This is a genomic window from Klebsiella sp. BIGb0138 (assembly GCF_004342285.1).
In the GTDB taxonomy this organism is placed as follows: domain Bacteria; phylum Pseudomonadota; class Gammaproteobacteria; order Enterobacterales; family Enterobacteriaceae; genus Klebsiella.
In genome coordinates this window covers 305629-327384 of record NZ_SMCV01000006.1, presented here as the reverse complement: position 1 = coordinate 327384, position 21756 = coordinate 305629, and the positions used below count along the sequence as shown (strand labels likewise).

General features: G+C 57.7%; 24 protein-coding genes. 9 read left to right on the top strand and 15 right to left on the bottom strand.

The window, feature by feature from the left end:
- Positions 1-260: 260 nt before the first annotated feature.
- The gene (gene sfnG / locus EDF73_RS16045) at positions 261-1358 is read right to left on the bottom strand and encodes a dimethylsulfone monooxygenase SfnG (RefSeq protein ID WP_132730077.1); all 1098 of its coding nucleotides are present in this window, start codon (positions 1356-1358) and stop codon (positions 261-263) included.
- Positions 1359-1994: 636 nt separating this feature from the next.
- Between sfnG and EDF73_RS16040 the strand changes: the two genes are divergently transcribed.
- The 9 genes from EDF73_RS16040 (at position 1995) to EDF73_RS16000 (ending at position 9925) form a co-directional block, all read left to right on the top strand.
- Positions 1995-2315, top strand: a complete 321-nt coding sequence (locus EDF73_RS16040) for a hypothetical protein (RefSeq protein ID WP_132730076.1) — start codon at positions 1995-1997, stop codon at positions 2313-2315.
- Between the two features lie 376 nt (positions 2316-2691).
- On the top strand, positions 2692-3510 hold the full coding sequence (locus tag EDF73_RS16035; protein ID WP_165905730.1) for a transporter substrate-binding domain-containing protein: 819 nt from the start codon (positions 2692-2694) through the stop codon (positions 3508-3510).
- Between the two features lie 7 nt (positions 3511-3517).
- Positions 3518-4180 (top strand): ABC transporter permease subunit, encoded by a 663-nt coding sequence (locus EDF73_RS16030; protein ID WP_243655222.1) that lies wholly within the window; start codon positions 3518-3520, stop codon positions 4178-4180.
- Complete coding sequence (locus EDF73_RS16025) at positions 4177-4818, top strand: amino acid ABC transporter permease (protein WP_132730074.1); 642 nt, start codon at positions 4177-4179, stop codon at positions 4816-4818. Before EDF73_RS16030 ends, EDF73_RS16025 begins: the two co-directional genes overlap by 4 nt.
- Positions 4819-4849: 31 nt before the next feature.
- Complete coding sequence (locus EDF73_RS16020; protein WP_132730096.1) at positions 4850-5635, top strand: amino acid ABC transporter ATP-binding protein; 786 nt, start codon at positions 4850-4852, stop codon at positions 5633-5635.
- Positions 5632-6885 (top strand): M20 family metallo-hydrolase, encoded by a 1254-nt coding sequence (locus EDF73_RS16015; protein WP_132730073.1) that lies wholly within the window; start codon positions 5632-5634, stop codon positions 6883-6885. The genes EDF73_RS16020 and EDF73_RS16015 overlap by 4 nt, the downstream gene beginning before the upstream one ends.
- Positions 6882-7583 carry an urea carboxylase-associated family protein gene (locus EDF73_RS16010; protein ID WP_165905729.1) on the top strand — a complete coding sequence of 234 codons (702 nt, stop codon included), beginning with the start codon at positions 6882-6884 and terminating at the stop codon, positions 7581-7583. Before EDF73_RS16015 ends, EDF73_RS16010 begins: the two co-directional genes overlap by 4 nt.
- A 104-nt stretch (positions 7584-7687) precedes the next feature.
- Positions 7688-8230, top strand: coding sequence for an XRE family transcriptional regulator (locus tag EDF73_RS16005; protein WP_243655221.1), 543 nt, complete (start codon positions 7688-7690; stop codon positions 8228-8230).
- Positions 8231-8518: 288 nt separating this feature from the next.
- On the top strand, positions 8519-9925 hold the full coding sequence (locus EDF73_RS16000) for a GGDEF domain-containing protein (RefSeq protein WP_132730071.1): 1407 nt from the start codon (positions 8519-8521) through the stop codon (positions 9923-9925).
- A gap of 19 nt (positions 9926-9944) precedes the next feature.
- On the opposite strand, the gene EDF73_RS15995 is transcribed toward EDF73_RS16000, so the two are convergent.
- The 14 genes from EDF73_RS15995 to EDF73_RS15930 form a co-directional block, all read right to left on the bottom strand.
- On the bottom strand, positions 9945-10463 hold the full coding sequence (locus EDF73_RS15995) for a hypothetical protein (RefSeq protein ID WP_132730070.1): 519 nt from the start codon (positions 10461-10463) through the stop codon (positions 9945-9947).
- Between the two features lie 219 nt (positions 10464-10682).
- The gene (locus EDF73_RS15990; protein WP_132730069.1) at positions 10683-11012 is read right to left on the bottom strand and encodes a multidrug efflux SMR transporter; all 330 of its coding nucleotides are present in this window, start codon (positions 11010-11012) and stop codon (positions 10683-10685) included.
- A 17-nt stretch (positions 11013-11029) separates the two neighbouring features.
- The gene (locus tag EDF73_RS15985; RefSeq protein ID WP_132730068.1) at positions 11030-11440 is read right to left on the bottom strand and encodes a multidrug efflux SMR transporter; all 411 of its coding nucleotides are present in this window, start codon (positions 11438-11440) and stop codon (positions 11030-11032) included.
- A 14-nt stretch (positions 11441-11454) separates the two neighbouring features.
- Positions 11455-12147: a hypothetical protein gene (locus EDF73_RS15980; protein ID WP_132730067.1), complete on the bottom strand. Its 693-nt coding sequence runs from the start codon at positions 12145-12147 to the stop codon at positions 11455-11457.
- Positions 12148-12159: 12 nt separating this feature from the next.
- Positions 12160-12780 (bottom strand): phosphate propanoyltransferase, encoded by a 621-nt coding sequence (locus EDF73_RS15975; protein WP_132730066.1) that lies wholly within the window; start codon positions 12778-12780, stop codon positions 12160-12162.
- Positions 12777-13229, bottom strand: coding sequence for a BMC domain-containing protein (locus tag EDF73_RS15970; protein WP_132730065.1), 453 nt, complete (start codon positions 13227-13229; stop codon positions 12777-12779). Before EDF73_RS15970 ends, EDF73_RS15975 begins: the two co-directional genes overlap by 4 nt.
- Positions 13230-13240: 11 nt before the next feature.
- The gene (gene cutD / locus EDF73_RS15965; RefSeq protein ID WP_132730064.1) at positions 13241-14188 is read right to left on the bottom strand and encodes a choline TMA-lyase-activating enzyme; all 948 of its coding nucleotides are present in this window, start codon (positions 14186-14188) and stop codon (positions 13241-13243) included.
- Between the two features lie 56 nt (positions 14189-14244).
- Positions 14245-17637 carry a choline trimethylamine-lyase gene (gene cutC / locus EDF73_RS15960; protein ID WP_132730063.1) on the bottom strand — a complete coding sequence of 1131 codons (3393 nt, stop codon included), beginning with the start codon at positions 17635-17637 and terminating at the stop codon, positions 14245-14247.
- A gap of 20 nt (positions 17638-17657) precedes the next feature.
- Positions 17658-18827, bottom strand: coding sequence for a 1-propanol dehydrogenase PduQ (locus tag EDF73_RS15955; protein WP_132730062.1), 1170 nt, complete (start codon positions 18825-18827; stop codon positions 17658-17660).
- A gap of 15 nt (positions 18828-18842) precedes the next feature.
- A complete protein-coding gene (locus EDF73_RS15950; protein WP_132730061.1) occupies positions 18843-19100 on the bottom strand; it encodes a EutN/CcmL family microcompartment protein in 258 nt (85 codons plus the stop codon).
- Positions 19101-19126: 26 nt separating this feature from the next.
- Positions 19127-20731 carry an acetaldehyde dehydrogenase (acetylating) gene (locus EDF73_RS15945; protein WP_132730060.1) on the bottom strand — a complete coding sequence of 535 codons (1605 nt, stop codon included), beginning with the start codon at positions 20729-20731 and terminating at the stop codon, positions 19127-19129.
- Between the two features lie 53 nt (positions 20732-20784).
- Positions 20785-21063 carry a BMC domain-containing protein gene (locus EDF73_RS15940; protein WP_015585230.1) on the bottom strand — a complete coding sequence of 93 codons (279 nt, stop codon included), beginning with the start codon at positions 21061-21063 and terminating at the stop codon, positions 20785-20787.
- Positions 21064-21077: 14 nt separating this feature from the next.
- Positions 21078-21362, bottom strand: a complete 285-nt coding sequence (locus tag EDF73_RS15935) for a BMC domain-containing protein (RefSeq protein WP_041143877.1) — start codon at positions 21360-21362, stop codon at positions 21078-21080.
- 16 nt (positions 21363-21378) lie between these two features.
- Complete coding sequence (locus tag EDF73_RS15930) at positions 21379-21657, bottom strand: BMC domain-containing protein (protein ID WP_001540796.1); 279 nt, start codon at positions 21655-21657, stop codon at positions 21379-21381.
- Between the last annotated feature and the right edge of the window lie 99 nt (positions 21658-21756).

Genomic DNA, 21756 nt, shown 5'->3' with positions numbered 1-21756 from the left:
ATGGTAGTGTGGGGTCTCCCCATGTGAGAGTAGGGAACTGCCAGGCATCAAATACAGAAGTATGGCACTGACCTTTGAGGCAGTTCACTACTCGAAAGAGAGTAGGACAAAAGCGAAAGCTTTTGAACGTTGCGAAGCAACGGCCCGAAGGGTGGATCACCGAGTGATTCATAAACTGCCAGGCATCAAATCAGTAAGAAGCCCATCCTCGCGGATGGGCTTTTTGCGTTTATGATTTTTGCGTTTATGATAGTAGCCGGCTACGGTTGATAAACTGTGGCTTTCTGCTTTTCCAGCTCGCGCACCAGAGGGATGACCTCGCGGCCAAAATATGCCACCTCTTCGTGAAAATGGAGAAAAGCGAGCAGCATTAAATCCACACCCGCCCGCTTTAATTCAACGATCCGTTCGGCGATTTGCTGCGGCGTGCCGATAAGATTGGTTTTAAAACCATCGTTATACTGCACCAGATCGTCAAAAGTCGATGCGGCCCAGTTGCCTTCACCTTCCGGAGAAGACTGTCCGGCATTTTTGACCTCATGAGCGAAGCCTTTCACTGCATCCGGATTGGCTTTGGCAATGATTTCCTGCAGAACGGCCTGCGCTTCGCGTTCGCTCTCCCGGGCGATAACAAATCCATTCAGTCCCACCTTCACCCGGCGCTGGTTCACCTGCGCTTTTGTCCGGATATCTTCCGTCTGCTTACGCACCCCGTCCGGCGTGTTGCCGTTAGTAAAATACCAGTCCGACACCCTCGCGGCCATATCTCTGGCCGCACGCGAACTGCCACCCTGAAAGATCTCCGGCTGCGGATCGAGCGGTTTTGGCTTCAGCGAATAGTCGCGGAAACGATAAAAATCGCCGGCAAAGGTGAAGTGCTCCTCATTCCAGATCCCTCTCAGGCAGCGGATAAACTCTTCGGAACGTAAATAGCGCTCTTCGTGATCGAGCCAGGGTTCGCCGATCGCCTTAAACTCGCCGCGAAACCAGCCGCTAACGATATTGACCGCAATGCGCGGTCCGTACAAATGGCTGATGGTCGCAATCTGCTTTGCCGCCAGCACCGGATTCCAGGGACCGGGCAGCAGAGCGGCTATCACCTTTAATTTCGACGTGTGGCTGAGAATATCCTGTGAAAAGGTGACTGACTCATGTTGATTATCCGCGCCATAACCGGCGGTGAAACGGATTTGCGTCAGGGCATAATCAAAACCCGCCTGCTCGGCAATCTGCGCAAGCTGGCGGTTATACTCCGCGCTCCAGTGGGTCCGCTGCTCGATCTGGCTAATGACCAGCCCCCCGGAAACGTTCGGCACCCAGTAGGCGAACTGAATGGGCTTATTGATATTGTCTGACATAGAACAGCCTCTCGACGATTAAGCAGGATCAACCTGGCTATTAACGTGTCCGACTATTAGCAAATAATAGCCAGTTATTATCCATATTCCTTAATTCTCTCAATTAATAATTATTCAGACCGCTCAGGAATATAAGCAGATATAGCAATAAGCGTTCCAGCAGGATGTGCCAGGTAATTCCTTGTTTTATCATATTATTATGGAGCGATTTTTTTTACAGGCTGTGGCAATTGCAGCAGCGGGCAACACCGCTGTTGCAATTGCATCAGTGGCGTAGCGTCAGATAATGGGTTTTATGTCAGGCGGTAGGGCATTTTTATGGCGGGAAAATAAATCCAGCTGTCGTAGCAGGATATTTTATAGATTTATTATTTAATATTCTGGTGGTGAATTAGTGCTTCCCGGCGTAATAAAACGGCCAGAAAAAGAATGGTATTCTGCTCGTTTATTTCATGATGCGGTTAGCATAAATGGCCCTGATTACTGGACTTTCTGGCGGAAATGCCTTAATTTCCTTAACAAAATCTTAACTGCAAAAGAATCAGAGTTAAAAAGCATGACATTGCGAATCAGGGAGAATTGCCTGGAGTGCAGTCGCCTGGATCATCCGTATGGACGACAACCGCAGGAGAAGGAATGAAAAACCTGCTTAACTGGTCGCCATTACGCCAGCTCATCAGGGGGATTCAGGAACGTTTTACCTTTCTGGTTTTGCTGTGCTGGCCGGCAATCATCTGGCTGGTTTGCAGACTGTTTGTCTGGCTCACCGACAGCGCGCTTGATCTCATGGGCCGCTCCGCCGCACGCTCCTTTACCGTCTATCTGCAGCCCTATATGACACTGAGTACGTTGTTGCGTATCTCTCTGAGTTGGGTAGCGCTGTTATTTATTTTGTTCGGCATGGCGATGGGCTTTACCTGGTTGCTGCGCCGCTTTATGAACCGCAACAGCCCATAGTTTTCGCCAGGGCAGGCCGCGATGGTTTCCTCCTAAAAACCCCTCTTTTTATCTGTGCCAGCGGGCGTTTCTCACGCCACACAAACAGAGACGTTAATATCCTATCCCGTGCGGCTATGCACTGCGAACGTGCAGCGGCGGCATTGATTTTGTGCATCGCTATTTTTTAGCGCCCGCCAGCACGATCTATCTTCACACCCTGAATTTATATATTTTTATATTTATCAATATGTTGATTTTATTTTTGCCGCTTTGAAGTGGTTGGCACATTTCATGCTTTTGTCATTGTGTTCAAGTTACTTGACTAAAGTTCAAACCACTTTCAGAGAGCGAACCCATGAAACCGAGCCATTTTTGCCTACCCGCCTGTTGGGCGATGCTGATATCCGCCAGCGTTTTTTCGTCTGCCGCCTTTAGCGCCGATCTTTTGCAACGCATTAAGGAAGCGAAGGTGATAACGGTGGCCACCGAAGCGCGCTATGCCCCGTTTGAATATGTCGATAACGGTAAAATCGTCGGCTACGACGTGGATCTGATGAACCATATCTTCGAAAAGTCGCTCCCTGGGGTAAAGGTTAAACAGCTGGATCTTCCCTTTCAGGGCATTCTCCCGGGACTGGATGCCGGGAAATTCGATTTTGTGGTTACGGCAGTGACGGTAAACAAACAGCGGGTTGAGCATTTCGCCTTTACTGCGCCGGTGGCGGAATCGACGGTCGCTCTGTTGAAACGGGCGGATGATAGCACCATCCATGCCCCGGCAGACCTGAACGGTAAAGTGGTCGGCTCACAGGCAGGATCGGGCCAGCTACAGGTTCTGCAGTCCTTCGATGAGGCGCTGCGCGCGGACGGCAAACCGGGCATTAAAGAGATCAAACAGTATGTCGCGTTTGATGAAGCCTATGCTGACCTCGCCTCTCATCGTCTGGATGGCGTAGCCCAATCGCTTTCCAACCTCGGACCACTGATTAAAACGCGGCCAGGCGTGTTCGCGACTTTACCGGAAATGCTTGGCCCACAGACCTACTTCGGCTGGGTAGGGCGCAAGGATGCCGACAGCGCGTCGCTGGTGAAATTGATTAGCGACGGGATCGTCGAGGCCAACCGTGACGGAACGATGAACGCGCTTCAGCAAAAATGGTTCGGTTTCACTATGGCCATTCCAGCAACCGACATGCCTGCTCCGGCGCTGTGAGCCGCTGATGATGACGGATTTCATTACAAGCTTTGTCCGCTGGCTCCCGGTGTTGCTGGAAGGGGCATTAACGACGGCAACGCTGTGCCTGACGGCGATGGCGTCCGGATTTATCGTGGGGATAGGCGTCTGGCGCCTGTCGAGAAGTCCGTTACGGGTATATCGCAATGTGGCCCATGGATGGGTCAGCCTGTTTCGCGGCACTCCGGTGCTGGTCCAGCTCTTACTCTGCTTTTATCTGCCTTCCCGGCTCGGGCTGGATATTCCCGGTTTTTTGGCGGCGGCTCTCGCGCTGACCCTTAATACGGCAGCCTATCAGTCGCAGATCCTGCAAAGCGGGTTTGCCAGCCTTGCTCCGGGCCAGATGGAAGCGGCGGCCATCTGTGGTCTCACGCCGCGGCAAATTTTATGGCGCATTCAGGTACCGCAGGTGGTTCGCGCCACCTTACCGTCATTGATCTCTGAACTGATTGACGTGGTGAAGGCTTCGGCGGTGGTGTCGGTGATTGCGTTGACCGACCTGATGCGGGTTGGGCAGCAACTAGCGTCCGCGACCTATCAACCGCTACAGGTGTATCTGGCCGTGGCGTTGGTATATTTGCTGCTAACCAGCCTGTTAGCCCTGCTGGGACGCCAGGCGGAGCGGCACTGGCAGAGGGAGCAACGATGAGCGAACTCGCGCAGTATCTGCCTGATTATCTGCAGGCGCTAGGCGTGACCCTGTGGCTCAGCTTGTGCGCCGCGTTCGGCGGTATGGCCCTGGGGTTTGCCATGAATGGCCTGTGCCGCAAGAGCGGGCTGGCTTTTCGTCTATGGCGTACCTATGTCTGGATCATCCGCGGTACGCCGTTCCTGGCGCAACTGGCGGTTATCTATTTCGGCCTGCCTTCGATCGGCGTCATGCTCAGCGCCGTCGAAGCCACGATCCTGTCTCTGATGCTCTATAGCGCGGCCTATTTTAGCGAAATATTTCGCGCGGCGTGGAACAGCATCCCACCGGGACAGAGAGAGGCCGCGCTAGCGAATAATATCTCCCCGCTACGCTGCTTCTGGCATATCCAGACGCCGCAGGCCGTGCGCTTTGCGCTGCCGCTGCTCGGCAACCAGTTTATTCTGACCATCAAAGAAAGTGCCATCGCCTCGATCATTACCGTACCAGAATTGACCATGACGACGAGTCAGATTGTCGCCAACACCTATAGCTACATTCTGCCGTACACCCTGCTGATCATCAGCTACTGGCTTCTCGCCCAGGGCGTGAGTCTGGGCGTCAGAACGCTGAGCTATGTATTAAGAACCGGAGAATAATGTGAGCAATACATCCGCACCCGTGCTTGAAATGCGTCATGTAGGCAAGTCATTCGCCAACCACGTGGTCCTGAATGATATCAATCTGAGCGTCCATCACGGGGAGATTGTGACGCTGATCGGTCCCTCGGGTTCCGGGAAGACGACCGCGCTACGCTGCATGAACTTTCTCGAAGCCTATGACCACGGCGAGGTGCTGATTAAAGGGCAGCTCCTCGGCTATTCCGGCCCGCAGCGAGGCCCGGCGCATGTCGACAGCCCTGGTCTGATTGCGGAGGTGCGCAAGCCTCTGGCGATGGTCTTTCAGCAGTTCAATCTCTGGCCGCATATGACCGTCCTGGAAAACGTCGTCGCGCCATTGGTGTTGGGGAAAAAGATGCCCCGACATGAGGCGAAGCAAGCGGCTATGTCCGCGCTCGCCCGCGTCGGCATGGCGCAAAAATCTGATGACTGGCCGGTACGATTGTCCGGCGGGCAGCAGCAGCGGGTAGGGATTGCCCGCGCCCTGGCGCTCAACCCGGAATTACTGCTGTTGGATGAGCCTACCTCCGCCCTCGATCCGGAACGCGTTGAAGAGGTTCTCGACGTCATCCGCGCTCTGGCCGGGCAGGGCATGACCATGGTGATGGTGACTCATGAAATGGCCTTTGCCGCGCATATTTCTTCGCGGCTGGTGTTTATGGCCGATGGCCGCATCATCGAGAGCGGGACGCCGCGGCAGATGTTTACCCAGCCGCAGAGCGAACGGTTGCGCAGTTTCCTCGCGCCGCTGTTTCGTCGTCCATTACAAACGGAAGAGCTGGAGAAATTAGCATGAAGGAAGCCAGTTTACGGGCCGCCCGTTATCTGGATGAGTCCTGGCTCAATCAGCTGCTGGCGCAGCTTGCCGGGTTTGGCAAACTGGCCAACGGCGGCGTCGATCGCCAGGCGCTGAGCGAAGTGGAACTTGAGGCGCGCGCCTGGCTTATCGCTCTCGCGCGTGAACTTGGCTGTGAGGTCTACCGCGACGCGGCGGCAAACCTGTTTTTCCGGCGCGCCGGGCGTTTGCCTCTGCCGCCGGTGAGTACCGGCAGTCATATCGATACGCAGCCCTGCGGCGGTAATTATGACGGCTGCTATGGGGTTATCGCCGGGCTGGCGTGCCTGAAGGCGTTGAATGACGCGCAGGTGGAGACGGAACGCCCGATCGAAGTGGTGATCTGGACTAACGAAGAGGGAAGCCGTTTCGCGCCTGGCGCGATGGGATCCAGCGCTTTTGTCGATCCCGCGCGGCTGGCTCGCTATCTCGTGACCGTTGGCGAAGATGGCGTGCCATTTCGCGAGGCGTTAGCGCGTCATCAGCAGCGTTTCGCTGACATTCCACAACGGCCAAATCGGGAGATGGCTGGCTTTGTGGAGCTGCATATCGAACAGGGGCCGGTACTGGAAGCGCGTGATTTGTCCCTGGCGGTGGTGCAAGGTATCCAGGGCGTGCGCTGGTATCAGGTGACCTGTCAGGGGATATCGGCGCATGCGGGAACTACGCCGATGACACTTCGTCAGGATGCGATGATCCTGGCGCGGGAACTAGCGGCACGCATTGAAAACGCAATGTGTGATGCCGACGATACACAGTTGCGCATCACTTTCGGTCGCTGGCAGATTACCCCGAACGCCATCAACACGATCCCTTCCTGCGTAAGCTTTACCCTGGATTTTCGCCATCCCGCAAGGGAAACGCTGGCCCGACTTGATACGTTGATGGCTGGGCTTGTCTGTGAACGGGTGAATGTTGACGCGCTATTAGCTAAAGCGCCGGTCACCTTTGATCCTCACATGAACCATGTTTTGAAAAACGCCGGCAATGCGCTGGATATTGCGCATATGGAGCTGCTATCCGGCGCGTTTCATGACGCGATGAATCTGGCGGAGCACTGTCCCACCAGCATGTTATTTGTCCCCAGCCGTCAAGGCATTAGCCATAACCCGGCTGAATATACTGACCCGCGCTCGTTGGCCGCTGGCGCTCGTACCTTAGCCTGCGCTCTGACTGAGCTTTCCTGTACCATCGAAGGAGTTTATCCATGACTGCGAACACCCACTTCCCAACCTGCTGCGAACCAGACAACGGCGATGCCCTGGGCGTGAATCCAACGGCAACGACACCGATTTCACCCGATGGCGCGCCGGTGATTAACGAGCTCTACACCATCCCGCCGCGCTGCGGCCGCGCCGTACTTCTGCAAAAGGGCCAGCTGATTCGCATCATTAACAGCCCGGGAAGCCAGGTTTGCGATACCTGGTTTTTTAACCGCGCCGATCTTAGCGAGTTCGCCTCGATGGAGCATACCCGCGCGTTTATCGACAAAATTATTCCGCAGCCGGGAGATGTGCTGGCGACCAACCATCGTCGGGCTATTGCAACGTTGCTGACCGATACCTCGCCTGGCGTGCACGATACGCTGATCGCTGCCTGCGACCTGTATCGCTATAGTAATATGGGGATTAACGAGTACCACGACAGTTGCGCGGATAACATGCGTATGGCGCTGAAGGCGATTGGGCTACGCGCTCGCGAAGTTCCACAGCCGCTGAATCTGTGGATGAACACGCCGGTAAATCCTGACTACACCATTTCCTGGTTGCCCACGGTAAGCAAAGCAGGTGATTATGTAGAGATTCGCGCTGAGCTGGACTGTGTGGTGGTGATGTCCGCGTGTCCGCAGGACATTGTGCCGATCAACGGTTGTTCGCCGAAAGAGATTCAATTTGTCGTAATGGCGTGATTGATAATATTCGGGCCCGCCGGTCGCGGGCCTGTTGCTGGCCTTAATGAACCTTATCCATGAAAAAAAATACAGACCTAAAATCTTCAGGTACGCGCCTGGGAATGCGATTGCGTCATGCCAGGCTGGTACAGGAAATGACGCTTAAACAGCTGGCGCAGAAGGTGGGTTGTTCGGAAAGTTTGCTCTCAAAACTGGAAAATGAAGCGGCCAGCCCCTCCCTGGCGATGCTCCACCGGCTGGCCAAAGCGCTGGATACCAGTATTGCCGATCTGATGGCGGAAGACTGGGTGGCCGACGTTCCGGTACTCAAACCGACGCAGCGTCACCGTAAACGCTTTCTGCAACGCAATAAAAAAGGGGGAATTGAGCTGGAGAACCTGACCTGGCACCACAAGGGCGGGTTGCTGCAGGGCAATATTCATATTATCGAACCCGGAGTCGCCAGCGATGGCCTTATTGAGCACCACGGCGAAGAGATGGGCTATGTGCTGGAGGGAGAGCTGGAGTTGCGCCTCGGTGACGATGTATGGCGACTGGAGCAGGGCGATTCCTTTTATTTCCCAAGCCAGGTCCCTCATGGCTATCGTAACGTCGGCACTGTGGTCGCCAAAGTGCTTTGGGTGAATACCCCCGTCACCTTCTGAACGCTTCAGGGGGCGGCCTGCCCCTGGAGACCGGGACGTGGCTCTGCTCCCTCTGGCCTCCGGCCATCATCAGCCATCCCGATCCTCGCCGCTACCGTAGTTAGACGGCGCCCTCCCGCCGTGACGCTATCCGCATGGAAATTACGGGAATGGCGGGCGTACCGGAACCGAGGATCGCCTGGGGAGAAAAGCAGCGCTGCTGCATTTTCAATCTGGTTGACCCTGACGAACTGTTGTATGATCTTTGCCCCCTGAAAAGCGACCTACGCCCGGCGAGTGCTTTATCCAATGAACGATGAAAGCAAAAAATATATCTCCGTTATTTTTAAGGAATGGCTGCCGCTGTACGACGGTCTGAGCGCGGAAGTCAAAGCCGTCCTGCAAAATATCGCCGCTGAGCAGGCGCAAGCGCTGGCGGCGCGCTTTTATGACTTTATTTTTCAGGATCCTGATATTGCCCGCCACCTGACTTATGATCTGGTGCAGGAACGCCTCAGCCGTTCACTGGCGGTGTGGGTCAAGGATATCCTGACCAGCGATAAGGAGCAGCTGCAGGCGCTGGCAGAGCGGCAGTATCATATTGGCAGCATTCACGCGCGCATCGGTATCCCGGCGGAGGCCGTACTGCGCGGCGCACGTCAGCTCAAGGCCGGGCTGATTGAATATGTCCGTGACAGCGATATCGACCACCAGACCGGGATGGCAACCATCCACTACGCGGTGATGGCGATTAATATGGCGATCGAGATGATGTGCCATGCCTACACCCTATCGCACTATCGGGCGACCAAAAATGAAGAGGCTTTTCGCCTGTATAGCCTGATGGACAATGTGCCGATGGAATATGGTAAACAGCAGGCTTCACTCTCCGGATGGGAAAATAGCGCAATTTTTAATATCGTCAGTGAAAATAAGAGCGATATGAATGCGACGTTATTATCGGAGTCAGAATTTGGCCTGTGGTTCCGTCATAAATGCGTGCGCTATTTTAATAAAAATACCCAGATGGAAGAGATTACCGGCTTAATTAGCCAGGTCGATCGTTTAATTACCGGCTGGAAATCATCGAACGGCGATGCAGAATATAAAAATACGCAAAGCCTGCTGCAGGGGATCCATATTCATTGTCAGCAGATCGGCAACCAGCTCGGGGTTATCTTCAGCAGCCTGTCGCAGATGCAGAGCGGCAAAGATTCTCTGACCAGCCTGTTAAACCGTCGCTATCTCCCGGTGGTCCTCAAGCACGAGGTCACGCTCGCCATGGAACATGAGCTGCCGATGACGGTAGCGATTGTGGATATCGACCATTTCAAAGAGATCAATGATAGCTGGGGACATATGGTGGGCGACCGGGCGATCAAGCACGTTGCCGGCCTGCTCGGGGATAATATCCGTTCCAGCGATTACATCTTCCGCTATGGCGGTGAGGAGTTTCTGCTGGTTCTGGTGGAAACCGGTGCGGCCGAGGCCTTCACGCTCCTTGAACACCTGCGCAAAACTATCCGCCAGCTCTCGTTTAACGTTGGCGGCGAGACCGATATCGCGATTACCGCCAGCATCGGCTATGCCGTGCATACCGGTCATCCGGATTACAACCGGCTACTGCGTGACGCCGACAGCGCGCTGTACGTTGCCAAGCGCAGCGGGCGCGACTGTGTGAAGATGTATGAGGGTGGGCACGACCCGCAATGCTAAAGCGCCGTGCCACTGGCGTTCAGAACAGTACCGGTAGCCCCAGCCCACGTTTCACTTCATGCAGCGTCTGCTGTGTGAGGTGATGCGCCCGTTCGCTGCCCTGACGCAGCAATTCCAGCAGCATGCCTTTATCGGCAATAATCGTCGCCCGGCGTTCGCGTATCGGCGCCAGCAGCGTCTGCAGGCAATCCTCCAGCTCGTTTTTACACTGCCGGTCTCCCAGGCCACCGCGCTGGTAGTGGGCCTTCATATCGGCAATCAGCGAGTTATCCTGGTGGAAGGCATCAAGATAAGTAAAGACGACATTGCCTTCGCTTTGGCCGGGATCGGCGATCCGCAGATGGCGCGGATTGCAGACAAATCGTCGTTTTTGCGGATCGCTGCCGTTATCCGTGAGCCCCTGCAGGTCGGCCACGAGAATAAATTGCCGATGATCGTGCTGAAGCTGGACCCGCTGGCGCAGAGAGCCTACGTAGTGGCCGAGGTGCAGCTGGCCGGTGGGACGGTCGTCGGTCAGTATGGTAGGTATGGTATTCATCAGAGACTCCTTACCGTGCGATTAAGCCGAAAGACGTCACTGAGAAACAACAAAGCCGCCTTCCGGCGGCTTTGAAAATGGAAACGAAAATCGTGCCGCCTGTTATGCAGGCAGCCACCAACGACATGGGCGGGCGATGACGACGATTCTGTTCATACGGTTATCCTGCTGCCATGAAACGGGCGTGGGGTAAACCCATGCCCGGGTTACCGTCTGCGCTTACATCGTGGAGAAGACGTTCATGATGATGCCGCCGGAGATGATCAGCAGCATGGCGAAGATCGCCGGCAGATCTGGTTTTTGCTTATACAGGATCATGGAGCAGATGGTGACGCCGACAATGCCAAATCCGCACCACAGCGAATAGGCCACCCCTACCGGAATGGTGCTCATCGCGCGGGTGAGGGCGAAATAGCATAGCGCGTAGGCGCAGACCACCAGCACCGACGGCGCCAGCTTGCTAAAGCCGTTGGTTTTTTTGATCATTGAGGTGCCGGTAATTTCTGAGCCGATGGACAGCGCCAGCCATAAGAATCCGAGATTAAACATATGCTATTCCTTTCCTGTTAGTTGGCGATCTTTTTATCCAGAGCAGTAACCGGCTCGGAGGGCATGTCGGCGCTCTCCTCGCTGCCCATTTTAGAAAACAGATTCATGATAACGATGCCGCTGGCGATTACCGCCATGCCGATAATGGCCGCGGTATCCGGATGCTGGCCGTAAAACGCCATCCCCAGCGTCGACACCACCAGAATACCGGTGCCGGACCAGGTGGCGTAAGCCAGGCCGACGGGAATATCCTTTACCGCCCGGGACAGCGAGTAGTAGCAGGTGCAGTACAGCGCCACCAGCAGCCCGAGCAGCAGCATTTTGGTTACCCCTTCGCTGCTACCGAACATTTTGAGCGTTGAAGTTGCGGAGGTTTCCGAGAGGATAACCAGCAGCATCCATAGCCAACATTTTGTTTTAGAAGACATAATAAACTCCGGATCTATTTATTAAGGTAGGGTTCTTTTTTTCTGTTTTTTAAAAAATCGATAGCGGCATCGGTCAGGACGGCATCGGGAGCGGAAGCCAGCGCCGGATTATTCACCATGTCTGTGACGGTGAGATAACGACGCGGCGCGGCCGCCGGAACCTGCGGGTCTGTTTCCGCTCCCGCAGCCAGCTTCGCCAGCAGCTCATGGATGGTGCACAGCGTGACCCCGCACTCTTCCAGCCGGGCAAGTGTGGACCGCAGATGGCTGGCGTAAGGCGTATTGCTCGCCGCGCCGCGCAGCTGGTTCAGTTCGCTGTCAGGATCGCAGTGATAACGTAATGCCAGCACCGGCAGGCCAGCCAGCAGCGCGTCGTGCAGCCGTCTGGCGAGCGGGCGGTGCACAGCCCCGTTCAGCAGGTCCGCCGCCAGCGGGTAGTCGAGAAACGGCAGCACCACGGCCCGCCAGGCCTGCGAGGGCAGCGCCTCGTGCCAGACGGCGGAGGGGATCACCTCCCCGAGCGCCTGCCACTGCGCGGCGTCCGTTATTCCGTCATCCAGGGCGATATGCAGAGGCAGCCCGCAGCCTGCCAGACGGTTGCGGATCGCATGGCGGTAGCCAGCGGCTGAGCTGACCATCACCAGCACCGGCGGCTGTAGCCGCTGGATAATTCCCGTCACCAGGCGTTCGATTTGTTCGTCGGTCATGGCGGGCCTCCGTTAAGCGATAAGCGCGACCAGCGCGCCGTTTTTTAACCCGGCGGCGTTAGCTTCTTCGGTATCGATATGGAACTCGAGGGCAAAATCTTCCCGCACCCGGACCACCACTTCATCGAACGTCAGCTGACGCTCGCCCCGGCTGCCTACGCGCACCTTCTGCCCGTTGCTGACATGCAGCCGCCGCGCATCCTGCGGCGACATATGAATATGCCGCCAGGCGCAGATCACCTGGGAATGGAGTTCCACGTGGCCCGCCGGGCCAATCAGCAGGGCGCTGCCGGCGTTATCCAACTGCCCGGACTCGCGTACCGGCGCGTTAATCCCGAGGGTGAAGCAGTCGGCGCGGGAAATTTCCAGCTGGGTGACCGGGCGGGTGGGACCGAGGACGCGGACGTTGGTCAGCGAGCCTTTCGGCCCAACGACGGTTACGCACTCCCCGGCGGCAAACTGCCCCGGCTGGCGTAGCGCTTTCAACGGCGTCAGCGTGTAGCCCTTGCCGAACAGCGTTTCGACATCCTGCTGCGACAGATGGACGTGGCGGTTAGAGATGCCGACCGGAATCTCCGCGGCGATGCGCGTCAGGCGGGCGGCGATTTTTTCCTGTAGCAGGGTGTCGATCATGCCTTTTTCCCTTTCTTCATCGCGGTGCCTTTATCCGCCGACTCACCGGAGGCCGGGGGCGTCGTCGGTTCGGTTTTTGCCGGCGCGGTCGGGGTGACCGCCGCAACGTTGAGGTCGCTCCCGGCCTGATCCGCTATCGGGGAGGCGAGGTTGGCGGAGGCCGCCGGGCGCGGCGGGCGGCCTTTCAGATTGCTCAGCGCCGTCACCACGCTGGGTTCCGGGCGCGCGATAACCAGTGAATTGACGTGCTGCCCCGTACCGGCGACCTCGACGCCGCGCTCAATAGCGGTGAGGATCGCGCTGATTTCACCTTCGAAACAGACGCTGACCAGCCCCGATCCGACTTTGCGATAACCAATGCAGGTCACCCCAGCGGCCTTGCAGGCGGCGTCTACGGCCTGAATGGCGGCGACTAACCCTCGCGTTTCAATTACGCCTAAACTTTTCATGTCGGCTCCTGTTAATGGCGAACTAAGCGAATATCAAAATCAAACTGCGTGAAGAACGTTTCCAGCTGGTCCAGCTCTGCCGGCGAGTAAGAGGGGTCCCGGGTAATGGGGTAGGGCATGTCCAGGCGCTCATATTTTTTGCGTCCCAACTGGTGATACGGCAGCATATCGATGCGGCGGATATTTCCGCGTTTCGCCAGCTTCTGCACATAATCAATCGCGCCGGTAATGGCGTCCCACGAATCGTTATATCCGCGTACCAGCGGCATACGCACAATCACGCTGGCGCCGGAATCCACCAGCCATTCCAGATTGCGGCGAATCCCCTCATTACCGATGCCAAACAGGGCCTTATGGTGCTGGCTATTAATTTGCTTAATATCGAATAAGAAGGTGTCGGTGACCGGCGCCAGCTTTTGATAATTCGCCAGCGGCGTGGTGCCCTGAGTTTCGATGGCGGTATTGAGCATCATCTTTTTGCATTCGCTGAACAGCGCGACGGCAAAATCGGTTTGCAGGCTCATCTCGCCGCCGCCGATGGTCACCCCGCCGCCGGAGGAGATATAGAAGTCATAATCCTGCATGATGATCGCCATCAGCTCGCTGACGGTGACATCTTTGCCCATAATATCCAGCGCGTTCTGGGTGCAAATCTCTTCGCATTGGCGACAGCCGATACAGTCTTTATTGCGGTCGACGAAGTGCTTCATCGCGCCATTTTCTTCTGCCCGATAGTGAATCCCGGCCGGGCAGACGTTAACGCAGTCGCCGCAGTTAATGCATTTATCGTGCGAGAACATCACCTGAAACTGGCTGCTGAGGCCTTCCGGGTTGGCGCACCACGGGCAGCGAATATTGCAGCCCTTAAAAAACACCAGCGTGCGGATGCCATCGCCGTCATAAATCGAATATTTCTGGATATTGAATATTCGCCCGGTTAATTCTTGTTTTGCGCTCACACATACCTCCAGTAAAACGAACGGGACATCCGTGTCCAAAAACGTCCGTGTCTTTATCAGAACTTCTCGATGACCGTGCGGCTGATGATCTCGTCCTGTACCTCTTTGCACAGCTCGACAAAGTAGGCGCTGTAGCCGGCGACGCGCACAATCAGGTCGCGGTATTTCTCCGGTTCCCGCTGAGCCTTTTTCAGCACTTCGTTATCGACATAGCTGAACTGCATCTGGCCGTTGCCGAGAATCGAGGCGGTACGCAGCAGGGTGATCAGGCCATGGCGTCCTTCCTGGGTATCCAGCAACCCTTTGAGGAATTTGAAGTTATGCACCATGCCGATGTTCATGGTCTCCACGTTCATCTTGCTCACCGATTTGATGATCGCGGTCGGGCCTTGCTTATCGGCCCCCTGGGTCGGGCTGATACCGTCGGACAGCGGCATCCACGCCAGGCGGCCGTTCGGAGTGGCGTTGGTCAGTTCGCCAATCGGCGTGTTGTTGGAGATCGACAGCGTGCCGTGGCTGAGGGTGGAGTAGAGCATCTTGTACTTACGGCACTCGCGTTCCGTCCACTCGGTGATATCCAGCGCGTACTGGTCGACGTAGTTATCGTCGTTGCCATATTTCGGCGCATTCAGGCAGTCGCGGCGTAGCGCTTCATAGCCTTCGAAATTGGCCAGCAGCGCATCGCGGATCTGCTCGAGGGTGTATTTCTTCTCTTCGTACACCAGCTTGCGGATCGCCGCGAGGGAGTCGACGTAGGTCGCCAGCCCGGAGAAAATCAGCCCCGGCCCGTGGTTAACGACAGCGCCACCGGCGGCGACGTCCCTGCCGCTCTCCATGCAGCCTTCGACCAGCAGCGACATCAGCGGTTTCGGCGCCACGTCGCGGTGGACGCGCTGGCTGATCACCGTCCCAATCGCCGACAGGCGGACGATATGGGCAATCTGCTGTTTCACCGCCGCGTCGAACGCTTCGAAGGTTTGCAGCTCGCGCAGGTCGCCGGTATCCAGCCCCTGGTAACTATCGAACAGCACCATCCGGCCGCGGTTGAGCACGAACTCGATGGCGATGGGCCACTGGGTGTAGCCGGTGGAGGTCCATTGATAGATCCGCCCGGATTTCTGCGGCTCGACACAGCCCATCAGGCAGTAGTCGCGCGCGTCTTCAAAATCGAAGCCTTTACGCAGCATCATCTTGATGTGGGAATCATCGAAGTGGCAGGCCGGGAAGCCCATCCCCGCCTTCACCACGTCGACGATTTTTTCCATATACTTCTGCGGCGACTGGTTGTGAATCCGGCAGGCCAGCGACGGCTGATAGACCTTCACGAAGCGCACGGCGTCCATAATCAGATAGGTCAGATCGTTGCAGGCGTCGCCGCCGGAGCGCTTCTGGCCGCCGACGGTGAGGTTGATAAACGGCTGGTAGCCGGCGAAGTATTTCGCCCCCAGTTCGCTGGACATCCACATCAGTTCGGCGCACTTGATGATGAATGCCTGCATCAGCTCCAGCGCCCCGTCGTGGGTCAGACGGCCTTCACGGATATCGGCCTCGAACATCGGGTAGCAGTACTGGTCGACGCGCCCTAACGACAGACCGGTCTGGTTCTCTTCCACTTCGAACAGCGACTCGACGGTCCAGATGCTTTGCAGCGCTTCCTGCAGGGTTTTCGGCGGGTTCGCCGGTACGTTCTCATTCACTTCGGCAATGGTCAGCAGCTCGGCGCGACGCCGGGCGTTCGGCTCCTGCGCTGCCAGCTCGCGGGCGTGCGCGGCGATGCGCTGAGCGTAGTTCACCACTCCTTCGCAGGTTTCAATCGCCGCTTTGTAGAAGTAGATGCGGTCGATATCCTGCGGATTTTCCATGCTCAGCTGGTCGAGGTGGGCCTGGGCATCGGCTTTGATGCCGTTCATCCCTTTGGTAAACAGCAGCACGTCGTAGCCAGGGCAGGTATCGCCGCCGCCGTTAATCTGGTGATAGGAGAGGTCGCTGACGAACGTCTCGCCGCTGAACGCCCACACCCCGGCTTCACGGTATTGCGCTTCACAAATCTCATCCAGCGAACGGCCTTCCCAGAACGGGACGATCTCTTCGCGGATGGTTTTCTTATCTTCTTCGCTGATCTCAAACGGATCCTGCGGACGGGTGCTCATGGTGTCGAGCTCGTCGCGTACCCAGCGCCAGGCGATATCCGGCGAGAAGGCGCCGGCACGGGCTTTACCGCACGGATGGCCGACGATCAGCTCATCGTTCTGAATCAGAACCGGCGCGGTTTCGCAGGCGCGGCGGAAAGCTTTGGCACGCAGCAGAATGGTGGGCATCCCCGGGTTGGCTTTGACCACTTCGGTGAAGGCCAGCGCGCGGTAAATAGAGACGCTCGGGCGCGCCTGCAGGTAGTGGTTACGCAGGCGCTGCATCCGCGGCGTCAGCCCTTCCATGACCGGAGTAGCGCTGTCGGCGGCGAACGGCACGCTGGCGAGGTGTTGCTTGCCGCGGAACAGGCGCACCGGCAGGTTGAGCGCGCTCAGATTGCGTTGCGCGCAGAGGAACAGAGCGGAGAGTTCGTTGATGACCACGCTGGCGTCATCGAGGCTGGCGCCGTGGCGCAGGGCGTCGAACATCGGATAGCCGTCGATCGCGCAGGCCGCGCGGACTTCGCTCAGTTCCGCCAGTTTGAACCACAGGCATTCAACGATCTCATACGCCTGCTGCGCGGTCAGGGCGCCGCTGGCGATATCGCGTTGATACCACGGCAGCAGGGCCTTGTCGGCGCCTTCCGGGTTCACCGCATAGCTGCCGTTATCCAGCTGCAGCGCCAGCTGGAACAGGTAAAAGGCCTGGCAGGCTTCTTTAAAGTTACGCGCCGGATGGGCCGGCACGTGATGCAGGATCGCCGCGCTCTCCAGCAGCTCGGCCTGGCGGTAGGCGTTGCTTTCCGCCGCCGCAAGGGTTTCGGCGCTGGCGGCCAGCTTCTGCGCGAGGGTGAGCAGGGCGTCGCAGGCGTAAATCGCGGCGCGACAGCCGTTGACTTCATCCATCCCGCTGCGGCTAACGGCGCTGCCGAGGCTGCGGGTTTTCTCTTCCAGCTGGTGTTTGATCGCCAGCACGCCTTTTTCGACAATCAGCCGGTAGTCCGGGGAGTCCAGTTCGTCGTTAAGATTCAGGAAGCGGAACGCCGACGGGCGATGCATTGCGCTCTCATCGTGGAAAATCGCCCCGTGTGGCTGACGGGTCTGGTTGCCGACGATCAGCTCGTCGGGGCTGATGCACACCGGCAGCTGGCGCATCAGTTCATAGAAACGGCGCGCCGGTTTCACGGCGGCGGGGATACCGGCGATATCGCCATCAAGGGCGCTCAGCGCGGCGGCATGTTCGGTACAGAGGGTGCTTTTTTGTGACAGTAAACGTTGTACCAGCACGGTGACGCGCGGGGTTAAGCTGTAGTGTGCCATGGTAAGCTTCTCCAATCTTTTTATGGGTGACCCTGAACGGCAGCGCCGCCCTGGTGACCGGTCCAGGCCCGGCGATAAATCTCGGTTAAGGCGTGAGCGTCCGGGGTGCGCGGATTGGTTGGCGTACAGCTATCGCGCAGCGCCTGGCCGACCATCTCCGCCAGCCGATGATCAAAATCGGCGCCATCAACGTCGGTATCGCCGATGCCGGTTGGCAGGGCCATTTCATCTTTTAAGGTCTGAATCGCCACCAGCAGGCTGGCGACACCCTGGCGGGTGCTGCCGGCGGGCAGGTCGAGCAAATGCGCCAGGCGGGCATATTTAACGGCGGCCTCGGTGTCGCACTGGCCCTGATAATCGGCATTCCATGCCACCACCTCCGCCATCAGCAGCGCATTGGCGCGGCCGTGCGGCACGCGAAAGACGCCGCCAAGCGCGTGGGCCAGGCTATGGGTAATCCCGAGGGAGGCGTTGGTGAAGGCCATCCCCGCCATGCAGGAGGCGTTGTGCATTTTTTCGCGCGCCAGCAGATTGTCGCCGCTGCGCCAGCAGGTCGGCAGATAGCGGAAAACCTGCTGTACTACCTTTTCGGCCAGCGCATCGGTAAAGTCGCTGGCGGCGCGGGAGACGTAGGCTTCCAGCGCGTGGCACAGCACGTCCATGCCGGTATCGGCGGTGATCGCCGGCGGCACCGAAGCCACCAGCGACGGGTCGAGAATGGCGATATCCGGCAGCAGCGATGAATCCACCAGCACCAGTTTTTCGGTATGGGCTTTCACCACCGAAAAGGCGGTGACTTCAGAGCCGGTGCCGCTGGTGGTCGGAATCGCCACGAAGCAGGGAGGCTGGCGCCCGGCCTGCGGACGGGTCTGGGCGAGGGCGAAAATAACCGCTTTGGCCGCGTCAATGACCGACCCGCCGCCCAGCGCCACGACCAGCTCCGGATAGCGGGCGTCCATCAGCTTCATCCCGCGTACGAGGGTGGCGATATCCGGATCCGCGACCACGTCATCCCAGACCTGGAAAGCGATGCCGCGCTGGCGCCAGGGGCCAGTCACGCGTTCGGCAAGGCCAAATTTGACCATCGCCTTGTCGGTCACCAGCAGGACGTTACGGGCCGGCAGCTCGTTAAGGACCGCCAGCGCGTCCTGACCAAAGCGGATCCGGGGTTTCAGCAAAAATTCACTCATTGGGTTATTCGCTCCTTAAGCGTCCCGAAACACGTTCTCGACAATGGCGACCACCGACATGGCGGTGTAGCGATCCTTATTGAGCGCTAAGTACTCTTCCGCCAGGACGATGTCGTGCATGCCGGCGCCGACGCTGTCGACGGCGACCCAGGTCTGGTCTTTCATCGGCTGCTGGTCATCATCTAACTTGACGATCAGCAGCAGGTTGCTGCCGCGTAGCTCTGCGCATTTCTGCGTGGCGACGACATGTCCGACTACCTTTGCGAGAATCATTGTTTTTATCGCCTTATCTCAATGCATTACTGACCTAAGCGCTCCAGCACCTGGCGGATGATGCGTTCCACGTTTTGCTCGTTGATCTCGCCTTCCGCGGCCGCGGCGGCGATCGCAAAGCGGTCATCGGCCGTTACGCTACGGGTCGGGCAGAGCGTGGCGGCGCCCGCGGAGGTGAAACGCTGGTCGTCAAGAATGCTGCGGTGCGGGTTATCCGCTGGGGTGACGATGGTCGGCTGCGGTTCCGGGCGGCTGCCTGGGGCGCGCAGTTCATCGATGGAACGCACGCCGTAGCCGACTCTGCGGATGTTGAGCAGGTTCATGGGGCCGACGTTATCGGAGCTGGAGCCGCCGCCGACCGCGCCGCAGCCAAGGGTTAATGCCGGGGTGATATTGGTGGTCGCGCCGATGCCGCCCAGCGCCGCCGGGGTGTTGATCAAAATGCGGTTAACCGGTTTTTCGAGGCAGAACTGACGAATCACATCCTGGTTGCGGGTGTGGATCACCAGCGTATGGCCGAGGCCTTCGTTGCTCAGCAGTTCCATTACCCGGTGACAGGCGGCCTTCCAGTCCTCTTCTACGTACAGGCCGAGAATCGGGCACAGTTTTTCGCGGGAGTAGGGGTTCTGGTGGGAGACGGTGGTCTGCCCGGCGATCAGCACTTTGGTGCTGGCCGGGACGCTGAAACCGGCCAGCTGGCTGAGATACAGCGCGGTTTTGCCGACCACTTTCGGGTTGATGGTGCCATTCGGGCGCAGCAGCAGGGCCGCCATTTTGGCCGCTTCGCCTTCATTCATAAAGTACGCGCCCTGGGCTTCCAGCTCGCGGTGGACGTCGTCATAAATGCAGCGTTCGACGATGATCGACTGTTCTGAGGCGCAAATGACTCCGTTATCGAAGGTTTTGCTGGTAATGATGTCTTGCACCGCGCAGTGAATATCGGCGCTGCGTTCGATAAAGGCCGGTCCGTTACCCGGTCCACCGCTGATCGTTGGGGTGCCGGAAGCATAGGCCGCGCGAACCATCCCTTCACCGCCGGTCGCCAGAATCAGCGAGACCTCTTTGCTGTGCATCAGCTCCGAGGTGGCTTCCAGCGTCAGTTCGGTAATGCCGCTGACGCAGCCCGCCGGCGCGCCTGCCGCTTCGGCGGCGCGCTTGACGATCTCAATCGCTTTCCAGCTGCACTGACGCGCGCCTGGATGCGGCGAGAAGATAATCGCGTTGCCGGCTTTCAGGGCAATCAGCGTCTTATAGATAACCGTAGAGGTGGGGTTCGTTGACGGGACCAGCGCACAAATCACGCCCAGCGGCACGCCCACGTCCATCACTTTTTTTAGCGGATCGTCATGAATGATGCCGACGGTCTTCATATCTTTGATGGCGTCGTAGACGCGCAGCGAGGCGAAACGGTTTTTCAGCACTTTATCCTGCCAGTTGCCAAATCCGGTCTCTTCCGCGGCCATTTTCGCCAGCGCTTCGGCGTGGTGCGCTGCTTCCTGGGCCACGTTTTTCACGATGGCGTCGATTTGTTGCTGCGAAAAGGTGGCCAGAATCGCCTGAGCCTTTTTGGCGCTGCGCACCAGTTCCCGCGCGTTCTGGCGGGACAGCAAATCGTTATCCAGTTCAATCATGAGTCTATCCTTCATCAGACTAAAAGAGTGGAGACGGGGCGCGCCCTGTCAGGTCATGCCTTGTGCTGCGACGCGATTTTTTCGATATCGTTATGGGGGCGGGCAATGACGCGAGAGGTCACCACTTCGCCAATGCGTTTTGCCGCTTCGACGCCGGAATCTACGGCGGCATTGACGGCGCCGACATCGCCTTTCACCATCGCGGTGACCAGCCCGGAGCCGACGTTTTCATAGCCAATCAGCTCGACGTTGGCGGCTTTACACATCGCGTCCGCGGCTTCAATACAGGCCACCAGACCTTTGGTTTCGATCAGACCAAGCGCTTCTTTCATCATGTTGTCTCCCGTTATTCCGCGACTTTGTAATGCGCGACGATTTTGTTGATGTCGTTATGCGGACGGGCGATAACCAGCGAGGTCACCACTTCCCCGATGCGCTGCGCCGATTCCACGCCGGAGTCCACCGCCGCTTTGACGGCGCCGACGTCGCCTTTCACCATCGCGGTGACCAGCCCGGAGCCGACGTTTTCATAGCCAATCAGCTCGACGTTGGCGGCTTTGCACATCGCGTCCGCCGCCTCAATGCAGGCCACCAGACCTTTGGTTTCAATCAGACCTAATGCATCACCCATTTGCGTTCTCCTGGCCTTAAGCCTTGTGTTTAATGACGATTTTGTTGATGTCGTTATGCGGGCGGGCGATAACCAGCGAGGTCACCACTTCCCCGATGCGCTGCGCCGATTCCACGCCGGAGTCCACCGCCGCTTTGACGGCGCCGACGTCGCCTTTCACCATCGCGGTGACCAGCCCGGAGCCGACGTTTTCATAGCCAATCAGCTCGACGTTGGCGGCTTTGCACATTGCATCCGCCGCTTCAATGCAGGCCACCAGACCTTTGGTTTCAATAAGCCCCAATGCATCACCCATTGTGATCTCCTCCAGAACAGGTTTTGTGATTCGGGAAAACCGTCCGCGTTACGGCGTCAACACGCGGTAGCGGCGTTCGACGTCCACTATAGGGAAATG

Excerpts from the sequence above, each read along its gene's own strand:
- EDF73_RS16040 (WP_132730076.1), top strand. The coding sequence starts at position 1,995 with ATGAAAAACCTGCTTAACTGGTCGCCATTACGCCAGCTCATCAGGGGG.
- EDF73_RS16010 (WP_165905729.1), top strand. The coding sequence starts at position 6,882 with ATGACTGCGAACACCCACTTCCCAACCTGCTGCGAACCAGACAACGGC.
- EDF73_RS15940 (WP_015585230.1), bottom strand. The coding sequence starts at position 21,063 with ATGAAAGAAGCGCTTGGTCTGATCGAAACCAAAGGTCTGGTGGCCTGT.
- EDF73_RS16035 (WP_165905730.1), top strand. The coding sequence starts at position 2,692 with ATGCTGATATCCGCCAGCGTTTTTTCGTCTGCCGCCTTTAGCGCCGAT.
- EDF73_RS16005 (WP_243655221.1), top strand. The coding sequence starts at position 7,688 with ATGCGATTGCGTCATGCCAGGCTGGTACAGGAAATGACGCTTAAACAG.
- EDF73_RS16025 (WP_132730074.1), top strand. The coding sequence starts at position 4,177 with ATGAGCGAACTCGCGCAGTATCTGCCTGATTATCTGCAGGCGCTAGGC.
- EDF73_RS15995 (WP_132730070.1), bottom strand. The coding sequence starts at position 10,463 with ATGAATACCATACCTACCATACTGACCGACGACCGTCCCACCGGCCAG.
- EDF73_RS16030 (WP_243655222.1), top strand. The coding sequence starts at position 3,518 with ATGATGACGGATTTCATTACAAGCTTTGTCCGCTGGCTCCCGGTGTTG.
- EDF73_RS15930 (WP_001540796.1), bottom strand. The coding sequence starts at position 21,657 with ATGGGTGATGCATTGGGGCTTATTGAAACCAAAGGTCTGGTGGCCTGC.
- EDF73_RS15985 (WP_132730068.1), bottom strand. The coding sequence starts at position 11,440 with ATGTCTTCTAAAACAAAATGTTGGCTATGGATGCTGCTGGTTATCCTC.
- EDF73_RS15980 (WP_132730067.1), bottom strand. The coding sequence starts at position 12,147 with ATGACCGACGAACAAATCGAACGCCTGGTGACGGGAATTATCCAGCGG.
- sfnG (WP_132730077.1), bottom strand. The coding sequence starts at position 1,358 with ATGTCAGACAATATCAATAAGCCCATTCAGTTCGCCTACTGGGTGCCG.
- EDF73_RS16000 (WP_132730071.1), top strand. The coding sequence starts at position 8,519 with ATGAACGATGAAAGCAAAAAATATATCTCCGTTATTTTTAAGGAATGG.
- EDF73_RS15945 (WP_132730060.1), bottom strand. The coding sequence starts at position 20,731 with ATGATTGAACTGGATAACGATTTGCTGTCCCGCCAGAACGCGCGGGAA.
- EDF73_RS15950 (WP_132730061.1), bottom strand. The coding sequence starts at position 19,100 with ATGATTCTCGCAAAGGTAGTCGGACATGTCGTCGCCACGCAGAAATGC.
- EDF73_RS15970 (WP_132730065.1), bottom strand. The coding sequence starts at position 13,229 with ATGAAAAGTTTAGGCGTAATTGAAACGCGAGGGTTAGTCGCCGCCATT.
- EDF73_RS15975 (WP_132730066.1), bottom strand. The coding sequence starts at position 12,780 with ATGATCGACACCCTGCTACAGGAAAAAATCGCCGCCCGCCTGACGCGC.
- EDF73_RS16020 (WP_132730096.1), top strand. The coding sequence starts at position 4,850 with ATGCGTCATGTAGGCAAGTCATTCGCCAACCACGTGGTCCTGAATGAT.
- EDF73_RS15935 (WP_041143877.1), bottom strand. The coding sequence starts at position 21,362 with ATGGGTGATGCATTAGGTCTGATTGAAACCAAAGGTCTGGTGGCCTGC.
- EDF73_RS16015 (WP_132730073.1), top strand. The coding sequence starts at position 5,632 with ATGAAGGAAGCCAGTTTACGGGCCGCCCGTTATCTGGATGAGTCCTGG.
- EDF73_RS15990 (WP_132730069.1), bottom strand. The coding sequence starts at position 11,012 with ATGTTTAATCTCGGATTCTTATGGCTGGCGCTGTCCATCGGCTCAGAA.
- cutC (WP_132730063.1), bottom strand. The coding sequence starts at position 17,637 with ATGGCACACTACAGCTTAACCCCGCGCGTCACCGTGCTGGTACAACGT.
- EDF73_RS15955 (WP_132730062.1), bottom strand. The coding sequence starts at position 18,827 with ATGAGTGAATTTTTGCTGAAACCCCGGATCCGCTTTGGTCAGGACGCG.